Genomic DNA, 12,717 nt, shown 5'->3' with positions numbered 1-12,717 from the left:
TCATTTCCTCAGTGGCTGACAAACGGAATAACATCCCACGGAAGTCGCTGGATTATCGCACACCCTTGGAGGCATTTTTGAGTCACCTGAATGGAATGGGTCTGTCTAGCTTAAATTGACAAACGGATAATTTTAAAAATAGAAGCGAAAAAAAAGAGAAAAGAACAACCGGGCCGAATCCGTTTGTGTTTGGCTCTTTTTTCGATTAGTTAGCTAATTTCTTTTTTCTCTTGATGCTTTCTTGACAGTATCATTTGCATCCACAATCTATTCCATCGATTTTTTAGTTCAATCACTACCATTCCACCGTCCAAAAGATATTGCTAATAATTTTCCCTCTAGAAAACACCCCTCACTCTGTCCACCTGCATAACAACTGCCGTTGAACTTTAACTTAGCTTTTTGGACCCTTTGATATATCAAATATGGCCTAGCTGAAAGTGATGATTCATCTCGTTCTCTTTAATACCCTAAAGTATCAACAGCCAACATTTTTACTATAGACTCCAAGTCTGCTATGGTTGCCAGTCTAAAATCTATTTAGTTCTCCATCTTCTCCACTCTTCTTACATTCGTTAAATTGGATACCGTCAAGTTTTTATCAAAAAATAATGCTAGTCAAGAAATAGTTTGAATGATGGCAGTACTACTGCTTACTAAGTCTTAGAATTTCTCAAAAGCTTACAGGCAAGCTGGATATTTAATAACTCATCGGGATTTTGTAAATCTGTATTTAATAGTTCTGAAATCCTTTTTAATCGATAATGCAGCGTATTCAAATGAATATGCAATTCTTTTGCTGCTTGACCTGGAAATTGAATAAATTGTGTATAGGCTATTAGCGTTTTTAAAAGCTCTGCACTTTTTTTCCGATCATAGTCGATGACCGGTCCCAATGTCGAAATAATAAATGCTTCAATATCCTTGTCTTTATTAGATACGAGAAGTCGCTCGAAACCAAGTGATTGGTTGTCCATTACTTTATCTTTAACTCGAGAAGAGCGCATAAACGTTAATACTTTCAAAGAGTCTTCTATGGAATCCGGCAAACGATCGATTTGCGAAACGCACGGTCCAACAGCCAACTTGACAGTAGCATCTAGCTGTTGATGCGAAATAGCCACTTGCAAATCTTTTGCCATGCGCTTAACTTTTTCCAATAAGTCATGTTTTGTGGCTTTGTCCTTGATTGACAACAAAAAAATAAAAGACTGCTCTTTTGAAACGATTAAACTTCCTGGAAAACGTTGGTTTACTTCCATCTGAAACAAATGAGCGATTTCTCTTCTAGCCATAAGTGCTGCAAGTGTGTTACTATCCTCTTCCATTATGGCTTCTGCAGCGACTGGCAAAAATCGGAAACGCGTATCTAACCCTAAATCTTTAGCTCTTTTGATAAACGTATCACTTAACATTCCTTTTAAAAGGTCTTCCATTAATTCAGATTTAAAGCGGTGTTCCACTTCACGGAGTGCAGCGTTCCGGTTAATTTCGAGAGTGAGATACAGAATACTTTGCTGAATAAAGTACACCTCTGAATCGGAAAGTTGTTCATTCTGTTTGGTAGCTACTAGCAATTTGCCCAACAAGAAACGTCCACTTTGTATGAGGAATTCATGTTTATGAGTGTGTTTTTCTTGGTCTCCCATTTGCAAATCTTCACCATAAATTGTCAATATTGATAAAGGTTTCTGAATTTGATCTGCTAATTGTTCGAGCATTTGCATCAAACCGACACCATCACTCATTTTTATGAGAAGTTTTTGCTGATACTGGATAATTTGCTCGAATTGTTCATTTTTCTTTTTTACATCTTCGTGCAGACGAGCTTTGGCAAGTGCAATGGCTGCTTGACCTGCAATTGCCTGAAGTAAACGTAAATCTTTTTCTGTAAAAGTTCCATGTTCTGCAAACCCATTCAGCGTAATGACACCGATGCACGCATCATTTTCTGTAATTAAAGGAACACACATAGCCCGGTAAGCATAAGGACCTGTATGTTGAGCAATTGAAGCTGCAAGCAGTGCTTTATTCTGATCACTCATTGATTTCGTTCCGCCTGCAAGTTGAGAAGCAGAAGTGATTAAAACGGGTTCTCGCGTAGAAAAACATTTTCCAGTAAACGATTCATGTGAATCTAAGCAAATACCTTCTACATCACTTGTGAAATTGACATATGATAAACAGACAAGTTTCTGTATGCTTTCATCGTACAAAAAGAGCACGCCTCCATCAGCATCCGGAATTGCTTTGATCGCTTCTTTTAGAGTTAACTGAAACAATTCATTCATATTTAATGTAGAATTAACTGCTTCCGCCACTTTAATAAGCGCTTCCATCTGGGAAGGAGAAAAGTTTTTTTCAGGTATCTGGTTCATAGCAATCCTCTACTTTCTCTAGTTATGTAGTGAATTCTAGCTTATCACGATGACAAGAAAAAACAGACAGGGAAAAAGAAACTCTTTTTCCCTGTCTGTTTTAGATTAGAGGCTTATGGGACCGTTACAAAGTTTATTTTACAAGCTCATATTCAAATAAAATCGCAGCAAATGATTTGGCTGTATGGAGCATTGCCGTTTCGTCAAAATCAAACCGAGCGTGATGATGTGGATACACTCTGTCGTCTTCTGCTAATTGAGCGCCCGCGAAAATAAAAGAACCCGGTCTATGTTGTGTATAGTAGCAAAAGTCTTCACCGGGCATGACTGATGGGGTTTCGATCACCGCTTCAGCCCCAAGAATTCCCTCCATTGCACGTTTGGCTAATTGGGTTTCCTCAGAATGATTCCACAAAGCATCATAACCTTTTTCAATTGCGGTATCGGCTTCAGCCCCAAATGCTTTTGCCACTTGATTTGCGATTATTGTTAATCTTTCAGTAGCGAGAGCGCGTATTTCCGGTTCATAAGAACGGATCGTCCCGGTCATGACCGCTGTAGTAGGAATGACATTATTGGCTTGGCCGCTGTTAATAGAGCCGACAGAAATAACGAGTTGCTTTAAAGGATTTGTATTACGGCTGACGACCGACTGAAGTGCTGTAACAATGTGTGACGCTGTGACAATGGGATCGATTGTTTCTTGCGGTATAGCACCGTGTCCACCTTTGCCGTTAACGGTAATGACAAAGGTATCAACCGCAGCTTGGATAAATCCTTCTTTGTAGTACATGGTTCCTGAAGGCATCGTACTTTGAAGGTGGCACCCATATACTGCGTCAACGCCTTCAAGGCAACCATCTGCGATCATCGCTTGTGCACCTCCTGGGTATTCTTCTTCACCAAATTGATGGATAAAGACGACATTGTTGTTCACTTGCTCAGGATTTTCAACTAAGCTTTTAGCAAAAACCATTAATGCCGCTGTATGACCATCGTGACCACAAGCATGCATAACACCAGGAATTGTCGACTTGTAAGCGACATCTTTTTGATCTTGAATCGGCAAAGCATCAAAATCTGCACGGAAAGCAATGGTTTTTTGCGCATGAGCACCATTGAATTTAGCGACTACACCTCGCCCGCCAACACCGGTTCTGACTTCTAATCCTAAAGTTCGGTAGTACTCAGCAATGTATTTAGGTGTTTCGACTTCTTGATGAGAAAGTTCAGGATATTGATGAAGATGACGACGGATACTAACCATTTCAGAATATAGATTTTCTAATCGACCTGCTAACTTTTGGATTTTTTCATGTTGTATAGACGTTTTCTGAATATTAGTAGACATGGACAACTTCTCCTCCTTGATATACGGTTTCGACTGCACGAAAAGCAGAAAGCTTATCTTCTGGGTCTTCAGACAGGATAATAAAATCGGCTGTTTTGTCTTTCTCCAATGATCCCGTTTCGTTTTGAACAGTGAGAACGGAAGCGGCAGAAAAAGTTGCAGCAGTAATAATGTCACGAATAGACATCCCACCTTCATGCATCAACTCAAGTTCTTTAGCAAAGTCACCGTGCAAGTTAAACGGTGTACCAGCGTCTGTGCCCGCAGCAATTTTCACGCCAGCAGCTACAGCTTTTCGAAAACTTTCTTTGTGAACTTCGTAACAGTACCTAGCTTTTTTGACAGCGTGTGGTGGAATCGCTCCTGAATCTGCATTTTGCACAATATAATAAGGTGCTGCAAGAGTGGGAACTAATACGGTATTGTGTTTAATCATTAGTTCAATCGTTTCATCATCAAGAAAAATACCATGCTCAATCGTCGTAATTCCCGCACGCACAGCATTTTGAATGCCAATAGTCCCCTGAGCATGCGAAGCCGTTGTCTTACCAGCATGTAGCGCTTCTTCAACCGCTGCCCTCATTTCGCTTTCCGATAGCTGTGGAGAACCTGGATCGACTCCAGGTGTCATGACACCTCCAGTTGCCATTAACTTTAATACATCGGCACCCTGTTTCAAAGTTTGGCGTGCCATTTTACGGACTTCGTCTTCCCCATCAGCCTCAGAAGCGAGTGGATATCCGTGGCCACCTGTCATGACAATAGGTTGACCAGAGCCATAAACAGTAGGCCCTGTAACAATTCCGTTATTTACGGCATCCCGGTAGGCCAAATCAATGTGCCATTTAGATCCTAAATTGCGGACGCTGGTCACGCCTGATTGTAACTGTTTTTTTCCGTTAGCTTGATGACGATACGCAGAAGTCGCCTGACTATCAGTGGCAATTTGAGAAAATGGGTCAGCTATTCCGTCCATGCCAAGATGAATATGCATATCAAAGAATCCAGGTAAAATGGTTTTCCCTTGACCATCGATTACGGTTTCAGCTTCTTTATCAATGGCTTCTTCTCCAACCGCTATAATTTTATTTGCTTCAACAATGATAGCTGATTGAATGAGCTTGTCACCTCTACCTGTGTAAATCGTGACATTTTTTATCTTCAAAGACATTGAAATTCCTCCTTTAGTTTACGGTAAATAAATATTTCCTCCAGGACCGAGCGGCAAACCGAGTAAGAACCACACAGTGAATAAAATTAGCCAGAAAATCGCAAAGGCTATTGAATATGGCAACAAGGCTGCAAGTAAGGTACCAATCCCAATATTCTTATCGTATTTTTTTGCAAACGTCAATAAAATTGCAAAGTATGCAAGCATAGGCGTGATTGGATTCGTGATCGAATCGGCAATGCGATAGGCCACTTGAGTGACTGCAGGATCGTAGCCAAGCATCATGAACATGGGAACAAATATCGGTGCAAGTAATGCCCACTTAGCAGAAGCACTAGCAATTAGTAAATTAATTAGTGCTGCGATCATAATAAATCCAAGAATCAATGGTAGACCTTCAAAGCCAATGCCCTTCAAGAAACCTGCACCTTCAATCGCAATGATGGGTCCCAAATTGCTCATACCAAAAAACGCAATCATTTGAGCAGCTACGAAAGCCAGAACAATATAACCACCCATTCCAGACATGGCCTTTGTTAGGTGCTCAGCAACGTCTTTATCATTTTTCAGTACTTTCGATCCGAAACCATAGGCTAGGGCAGGGAGTAAAAATCCGAAAAGCATAATGGGTACAATCCCTGTCATAAATGGCGAAACAATAATGCCGCCGGTTTCTTGATTACGCAAAATACCGTTTTCTGGAAGTACTAAAAGCAAGATCACAACTGCATACAGTGCAAGCGCAATACCAGCCCACAACAAACCACGTTTTTCTGCAGTAGTTGTTTTTTCTAACTTATCGACTTTTCCTGTATATACCCCAAGTCGTGGCTCTGTAATTTTGGTCGTTACAAACATAGATACAGGAATGATAACAAAGGTCGAGGCAATCATAAAATACCAATTGATTGCCGGGTTCGCAACATAACTAGGATCAATTAAATTTGCTCCTGCTTGTGTAAATCCAGATAATAGTGGATCGAGCATGCTGACGATTAAATTAGCACTAAAAGCGCCGGTAACGGTTGCATAACCCGCGACCAGACCAGCGATTGGATTGCGGCCAAGTGCTGCAAAAATCATAGCGGCAATTGGAGGTAGCACAACTTGAGCGGCATCAGCAGCTGTATTTCCCAAAACGGCAATTAAAAGAATCGTTGGCAAAATCACTTTAGCCGGAGCGTTCAAAATCGTTGTTTTCATGAACGTCGTAACAAGTCCTGTCGATTCTGCAAGACCTACGCCTAACATGACCACTAACACCAAACCGAGTGGCGGAAAACCGGTAAAGTTTGGTACTAGTGTTTCAAAAATTGTACGAATACCATCACCATTCAACATATTGACAACTTGAATTTCTTCACCGGTACCTGGATGCGTAGATGTAATTCCTAGTGACGAAAAAATAGCAGATGCTACTAAGATAATGAGTGTAAAACTAGCGAAAAGAGTGACGGGATCCGGCATCTTATTGCCGTACACTTCTACTTTCGTTAGCATCTTTTGAAAAAAGCTTGGTTTTTCACTTTTTTGAAGCTTAGCGGTTGATTCTGCAGTTTTGTTCATCTTCTCACCCTCCAGTAGTTAGAATAGTTAAAATACTATTGATTTTCTCGCGATTACTATATAGATTTACATACGAACTATTGAATTATTATTTGTGGATAGTCACAAATAATGATTGGTTTTATAAGAGCTGAATCGGTAAACGGAACTAAACGTAATCGAAAATCACAACGGTAAAATAGTTTATGCATAAAATGGACTGCCCTGTAAGTTTCTAACATAAAACAGACTGAGAATCCCGAACTCGATGTGCAGTTTTCAAGGTGCCGAAGGTAATTTCTTTGAAACGACCGATTGTCCCTGATCGTCATGAACCCACTTGCTGCATCCATTTTGCGCCTGCCATGGAAAGCGGCCGTTGCAATCGACCTCTGCTTGTTCTGTCGCATGCAAAAAGGGCTGTCCCAGAAAGTCATTGTTCATGACCTTCTGGGACAGCCCCTTCAACTATTTATCCGTTTTAGAAAGCTTATCTTATATAGAGAGATGGATCTACAGCATTAGAACGTGAACCGTTCCAAGTTCCCACATGAACCTCAAAGTGTACATGGGTTCCTGTAGAACGACCGGTGCTGCCCATTCCTCCAATTTTTTCTCCTTGGGACACGGCTTGACCAGTTGAAACATTCATTGAACTCATATGACCATAAACGGTTGCATAGGTTTGTCCTTCGATTGAGTGTGTAAGAATCACAACTTTTCCATAGCCACCCATTACTCCGGAGTAAGAGACATATCCTGTTGCTGCGGCCACTATAGGCGTGCCAGTTTCATTGGCAATATCGTATCCTAAATGTGTTTCAGCTCCATCTCCAATATCGCGTCCGCCAAATCCTGATGTATGACGACCGTCTGCTGGGCTAATAAAAGGAGACCCCACAACTGGAGTTACCGGCAGTGTTGCTACAGGACTGGATGCGCCCGAAATCTTGTTTCCTGAGTCTTTTGCTGCTTTACGCTCTGCAGCTATACGAGCTTCTTCAGCTTTTCGCTGTCGTTTTTGCTCAGCTGCTAACTTCCGCTTATGCTCTTCTTCAGCTTTTCTTGCCAACTCGGCGAGTCGAGCTTGTTCATCAGCGATTTGTTGCTCTAATTCGGCACTAATTTCTATTTCTTCTTCGAATTGATCTTCAAGCTTCAACTTTGCTGCTGCCAACCGTTTCTGTTCTGCTGTTACCTCTTTTGCAAGTCCATTTTGTTTATTCTTTTGATCAGCAAGTGAATGATTCAATGCCAGAAGCTCTTTTTGAAGCTCTCTTTGTTGAGTCACCTTCGTTTCCACAATCGTTTGTTGTTTAGACAAAAGCGTTTTATCTGCTGTTTGCTGAAGCATGATTTCTCGGTCTGCTTCTAGTAACGTATTTACAGCAGAGATGCGATCGATAAAATCAATAAAACTATGAGCTCCTAGCAAAACATCTATATAATCTACCGAGCCGCCACTTAACTGAATTGCACGAGCACGTTCTTGTAACAGTTTATCTCGTTCTGCAATTTTCTTTTCCAATTCTGCAATTGATTTTTTCAGCACATCAATTTCATTTTGGGTTTGGTCTATTTTTTCTTGTACATCAGCTATTTTAAATTCAACTTCTGTGATTTTATTGTCTAATTCTGTGATTTCCATCATAATTCCAGTTAACTTTGTTTGGTTTTCGTTAATTTCATTGGATTTTTTTTGAATACCCGAATTTAATTCACTCTTTTTTTGCTCAGTATCTTGCTGTTTTTTTTCAAGTTCACTCAACGGACTTGCATCAGTTGTCGGCAAGCACAGCGTAATCGCCAGTGCAGATACTAGACCGGTTACGATCCACTTTGATTTCAGACTCAATTTTTTGTTCCCCTTCCAATTACTCATTTTAAGCTAAGCAATTTAAGCCTTTTATTATATAATACAGGAAACTTATGGAGAATCTATTAAAATCAAAAAAATAGTTGCCATTCTTATCTTTGCTGAATCTTAAAGCTACTCTTTTCTTCTCATGCGCTTAAATCTTATAAAGATGTGGAATTCAACAGTGGTTAGCGTGTATAAACAATCCAAAAAGCAACTAGTGAAACATCACTAGTTGCTTTTTTATGAGATATGCCTTTACTACTGATTTATCCGCGTGAAAATGCTTTTTTTGTACAGGCTAAAAAGGCAATTTTTTTGATTTTCTTGACCAATGAAACGCAGTGTTCTTTGAATAGTGCATGGTTTTTGAAACTTTTTTATATATTCTTGTTATAAATTCTTTACGCAAATAAAATGCTGCATACTCTCTACCGAAGGCTTTCTTGAATTCCTGTTGTCTCAGCAACAAATAGAACATATTTTTCTTTTTTGTCTGGACAATCGTTTCGTTGTATTGAAAATCTGTATCGCCGTTTATTGCATCTAACAAACTTGCTACTTCTTCATTTCGACGAACTTCCTTCATCACAGTGGACATCGCACTTTCAGACCAGGCGCCTTTTACGTCTACTCGGTAAACAGCCATGGTTTGGTCTGTATAATGCACTTGACCATGGTGTGCTAGGTGAATGGTTAGAGGATAGTCGCCAAAACCCGCATCAAAATAAAAAGCGGGTACATAATCGGCCACTTCACGCCGGTAAACCATCGCATTCGTTGGAAAAAGTTCGCCACCACCTTCAATAATTTCGTTAATCGAAAATATTCGATCTCTACGACTTGGCCTCACTTTCCCCACTACTCGTTTGCAGGTATCGGAAATTTTAAAAGCAGAATGAACACTCAACACACACTCAGTATTTGCTTCTAAATAATCAACTTGTTTTTGTAATTTGTAAGGATCAGTCCAGTAGTCATCACCTTCGCAAATAGCGATATACTTGCCATTTGCTCGGCGTTGATTTATTTGAAGCATCGTTGCACCTTGAGAAAACTGATTTTCTTTTTGGTAAATAGGTTTTATCAGATTCGGAAAATCTTGTTCATATTTCTTAATGATTTTAGCCGTGTTGTCTACTGAAGCATCATCGTGAATGAGAATTTCAAAGTCGAAATTCGTTTTTTGCATTAAAAATCCCTCAATCGTTTGTGCTATATAATTTTCATGGTTATAAGCCAGGCAATCGACACTTACTAGAATATCTTTTCTCATTGCGGCTGACCTCCTAACTTTCCTTGCCTTTCTCAAACTAATCGCTGATGCTCACGGAATGAATTTGAGGGGCGAAATCTTTAATCACTGTGAAATCATCCAACATAGCGCTAATTTTCACAGGACTATTGAACATCATCACATCAATAATGGATAAATTAGGAACAAAGTTCGCTAACTCTTTTTGTGGATAAGCAATATCGTTTGTTTTGATGAGCTTTAATTTAACGCCCTTCGATTCAAAGTCCATTGAAGAATAAAGGGATAGACCTCCATAAGCGTTAACATATTCTTTTGCTGAAAGCAGTTCGCAAATCTCTAATATTTTATCTTGACCTTTAAGCACCTCATTTTTTTTCAAGTCAGAAGAAAGCAAAATAGTTGTCTGAATATTTAAGTATTTGCAAATCTCTTGAATCGAATTTGTAAGGTATTTAGCCAAATTCGTCTCTTTTTGGTTGATAACATTTTCTATCAAGTTGAAAACTTCATGAAAATAAGGAGCCTTACTATAGGTTTCTTTGATCGTTTTCAGCAATTTTTTGTTATAAATAACGTCATTTTCAATTTCAATTTCATTAATTCGTTTATTTTGGCTTACTTTAGTTATTTTTAACGAGATAGCCATTTCTTCTCCATTCACTAAAATAATGTTTCGATTGATCCACCCTTTTTTCTTATAATTCACATCATCATAAATCACATAGGTGTCAACAGTTTTAATCAATTGCCAGTATCCGATGTACGGGAAAAAGTACGGTTGCATAATGCCTAGTTTCATAACCTCATCCCCTTTATTTTAACGCCGAAAAAAGCCGCCTCGTTTTTTTTCTAGAATTTTACATCTTGTCATGTTGATTAACGCGCTCCCATGCCCCCATCAATACGGTATTGGCTACCTGTTATAAACTCCGAATCATCACTTGCCAGGAATAGAAGAAGTTTTGCCACTTCTGACGTGGACCCATATCTTCCTAAAGGGATACGGGATGAAATTCTTTCCCGGACTTCTGATGGATTGTCGCTGTTAATGCCTTCTTCGTTTTTCCTCATCATTGTGGAGTCTAGAGGTGCTGGGTGAATTGAATTTACTCTGACTGATTGGTGACCTGCTTCTAAAGCTGCTGTTTTAGTCAATCCGACTACTGCATGCTTTGAAGCCGCGTAAAGCGAATTCCCACCACTTCCCATTAAACCGGAAACAGAAGAAGTATTAATGATACTGCCACTTTTTTGCTCAATCATGATAGGTAGTACTTTTTTCAATCCGAGGAAAACACCTTTCACATTGATATTCATAATCAAATCAAAATCTTTAACAGATTGTTCTACTAAAGGTGCAACTCTTCCTAAAATGCCTGCGTTATTCAAAAAAACATCAATTCTTCCCCATCGCTTCACGACTTCATCAACATAGTCTGCAACTTCTTTTTCTGAAGTCACATCAGCTATGATGCTAAATAGTTCACCAAATTGCGAAAGGTATTCTCTGGACTCTGTAAGTTTTTGTTGGTCCCGATCGATTAGCACAACTTTAGCGCCTTCTTTCAGAAAAATTTCTGCAGCAGCTGCACCTAAGTCTCCAGCTGCACCTGTAATTACTGCAATTTTCCCTTTCAATCTATCAGTCATTTCTTCACCCTCCAAAATAAAAGCTGTGATTTAAGCCTTTAAAATAAGTAACTTTCGTTGGATTGATAATTTTATATCCGCTTACTTAAAAAATCCTCAAAAACCCGATTAACTGTTATCACACAACAGCTTGATCGAGTTTTATGACTTCATCTCATAAGCCGAGGTTTGTTTATCAACAATACAATTCTCAAAAAAGTTAACTGTCTGCCTTCCAATAACCATGTTCCAAACATAAGTGATCATATTCTTTCTTTAAGATACTGACGATTACCTGGTCATAATAGCGGTTGTTGCGGTATGCATAATCCCGTTTTCTACCTTCTTCAACCCAGCCACATTTTTTTAGAAACAAATTGGAAGAAGGAACATTATGTTCAAGGATATCTCCTTCTAAACGATGTAGTTGCAGTTCTTCAAATGCATATTTCATGGTAGTCATAACCGTATCACGCCCATAACCGTGTCCACGCATGTTCTTTTTTCCTATTAAAATTCCGTGATGGGCTGAACGATTTCTATAATCAATATTTAAAATATTTGAAATGCCGATAAAGCCATCTTCTTCTGTCTCAATCGCCAAACGTAGATTTCGATTATCAAATTCTAAGCGGTCGAACCATCGATTTTGTTGTTCAGAAGAAATTGGAATTGTCCATCCTCCGAGAAGGTGGGCTACTTCTGGATCATTATAATAACTACGCAACTCTTCCATATCTGCTCTTTCTAATGCTCGTAAAGTCACTTTCTTCCCTTTAACATTCATCTTCTCATCTTCTTTCTTTATAGTTTTTTCTCTCTTAGTCCTTCTATACTTGCTTGAGTATCCAGGTTAGTAATCGTCATCTTCCGAGAAACACTTTTAATAAGATGTAACGCGTCCGTTTTGTCATTAACTCACAAGTTAATGACAAAATGAATTCAATTGGTGTATTTTCACGATTTTATATAACTTTTCATTTATGCGAAAAATTAACCATTACTTCTGTTCCGAAAAACTAGTAGTAAAATATTATACCCAGTTCAATAATACCATGTTTACTGAAAATTTAGACATATTTTTTTATTTTTATTTTAATTTAATTTTTTGACCAATCAAAGTATGCATACTTTAGAAAATATAGTTTTAATTTTTATCTAATAAATTTATTTGGGAGGGATTTACATCAAAAAAAAGATCCCATGCTTTCACATGGGATCTCAGACTGTAGACAAAGTCTTATTAAACTGAATCGTGATGTATAACCTCCAACTAGGCTGGCCACTTCGCTTTTCGGTGGGCTCAGCTTCAGCCCATAGCTGTCAACTTAAGAAAAAGGACTAACTTCTCTCGAAAGATGGTATGGAAGAATACCCATCAACGAGAGGAGTTTTTTCTATGACAGCTCCAACTACGCTCAGCTACCTAGATGCACTATTTGCATTCCTGGAACCAGAAAAGGTCGACGCCCTAGCCAAAGAAACGGGATTTATTCAACGTAAGAGAAAACTAACCGCCAGCGATTT

At 39.0% G+C, this 12,717-nt stretch carries 9 protein-coding genes and 1 pseudogene; 1 reads left to right on the top strand and 9 read right to left on the bottom strand.

Features of this window, described 5'->3' with window-relative positions:
- Positions 1 to 119 (top strand): annotated as a pseudogene (locus tag QMF37_RS17790) (IS30 family transposase); the annotation flags it as partial.
- Positions 120 to 656: 537 nt separating this feature from the next.
- On the opposite strand, the gene QMF37_RS17785 reads toward QMF37_RS17790, so the two are convergent.
- The 9 genes from QMF37_RS17785 to QMF37_RS17745 form a co-directional block, all read right to left on the bottom strand.
- Entirely contained in the window at positions 657 to 2,378 is a 1,722-nt protein-coding gene (locus QMF37_RS17785) for a helix-turn-helix domain-containing protein (RefSeq protein ID WP_283479059.1), read from the bottom strand.
- A gap of 133 nt (positions 2,379 to 2,511) precedes the next feature.
- Positions 2,512 to 3,729: a M20 metallopeptidase family protein gene (locus QMF37_RS17780; RefSeq protein WP_283479058.1), complete on the bottom strand. Its 1,218-nt coding sequence runs from the start codon at positions 3,727 to 3,729 to the stop codon at positions 2,512 to 2,514.
- Positions 3,719 to 4,900, bottom strand: coding sequence for a metal-dependent hydrolase family protein (locus QMF37_RS17775; RefSeq protein ID WP_078080392.1), 1,182 nt, complete (start codon positions 4,898 to 4,900; stop codon positions 3,719 to 3,721). Before QMF37_RS17775 ends, QMF37_RS17780 begins: the two co-directional genes overlap by 11 nt.
- A gap of 18 nt (positions 4,901 to 4,918) precedes the next feature.
- Positions 4,919 to 6,466, bottom strand: coding sequence for an AbgT family transporter (locus QMF37_RS17770; RefSeq protein ID WP_078080391.1), 1,548 nt, complete (start codon positions 6,464 to 6,466; stop codon positions 4,919 to 4,921).
- A 469-nt stretch (positions 6,467 to 6,935) separates the two neighbouring features.
- Positions 6,936 to 8,300: a murein hydrolase activator EnvC family protein gene (locus QMF37_RS17765; RefSeq protein ID WP_283479057.1), complete on the bottom strand. Its 1,365-nt coding sequence runs from the start codon at positions 8,298 to 8,300 to the stop codon at positions 6,936 to 6,938.
- A 304-nt stretch (positions 8,301 to 8,604) separates the two neighbouring features.
- Complete coding sequence (locus QMF37_RS17760) at positions 8,605 to 9,579, bottom strand: glycosyltransferase family 2 protein (protein WP_058385394.1); 975 nt, start codon at positions 9,577 to 9,579, stop codon at positions 8,605 to 8,607.
- A gap of 37 nt (positions 9,580 to 9,616) precedes the next feature.
- Positions 9,617 to 10,360, bottom strand: coding sequence for a WbqC family protein (locus QMF37_RS17755; protein ID WP_058385395.1), 744 nt, complete (start codon positions 10,358 to 10,360; stop codon positions 9,617 to 9,619).
- A 77-nt stretch (positions 10,361 to 10,437) separates the two neighbouring features.
- Positions 10,438 to 11,211 carry an SDR family NAD(P)-dependent oxidoreductase gene (locus QMF37_RS17750; RefSeq protein WP_058385396.1) on the bottom strand — a complete coding sequence of 258 codons (774 nt, stop codon included), beginning with the start codon at positions 11,209 to 11,211 and terminating at the stop codon, positions 10,438 to 10,440.
- A gap of 199 nt (positions 11,212 to 11,410) precedes the next feature.
- Positions 11,411 to 11,977 (bottom strand): GNAT family N-acetyltransferase, encoded by a 567-nt coding sequence (locus tag QMF37_RS17745; RefSeq protein ID WP_078080387.1) that lies wholly within the window; start codon positions 11,975 to 11,977, stop codon positions 11,411 to 11,413.
- Positions 11,978 to 12,717: the final 740 nt, after the last annotated feature.

The sequence above is a fragment of the Planococcus sp. S3-L1 genome (assembly GCF_030063085.1).
Taxonomy (GTDB): Bacteria; Bacillota; Bacilli; order Bacillales_A; family Planococcaceae; genus Planococcus; species Planococcus kocurii.
This window is presented reverse-complemented; position numbering and strand designations above follow the sequence as displayed.

What these genes read in the sequence shown, in the direction of transcription:
- QMF37_RS17745 (WP_078080387.1), bottom strand. Translation starts at nt 11,977, where the DNA reads ATGAATGTTAAAGGGAAGAAAGTGACTTTACGAGCATTAGAAAGAGCA.
- QMF37_RS17785 (WP_283479059.1), bottom strand. Translation starts at nt 2,378, where the DNA reads ATGAACCAGATACCTGAAAAAAACTTTTCTCCTTCCCAGATGGAAGCG.
- QMF37_RS17760 (WP_058385394.1), bottom strand. Translation starts at nt 9,579, where the DNA reads ATGAGAAAAGATATTCTAGTAAGTGTCGATTGCCTGGCTTATAACCAT.
- QMF37_RS17750 (WP_058385396.1), bottom strand. Translation starts at nt 11,211, where the DNA reads ATGACTGATAGATTGAAAGGGAAAATTGCAGTAATTACAGGTGCAGCT.
- QMF37_RS17775 (WP_078080392.1), bottom strand. Translation starts at nt 4,900, where the DNA reads ATGTCTTTGAAGATAAAAAATGTCACGATTTACACAGGTAGAGGTGAC.
- QMF37_RS17755 (WP_058385395.1), bottom strand. Translation starts at nt 10,360, where the DNA reads ATGAAACTAGGCATTATGCAACCGTACTTTTTCCCGTACATCGGATAC.
- QMF37_RS17770 (WP_078080391.1), bottom strand. Translation starts at nt 6,466, where the DNA reads ATGAACAAAACTGCAGAATCAACCGCTAAGCTTCAAAAAAGTGAAAAA.
- QMF37_RS17780 (WP_283479058.1), bottom strand. Translation starts at nt 3,729, where the DNA reads ATGTCTACTAATATTCAGAAAACGTCTATACAACATGAAAAAATCCAA.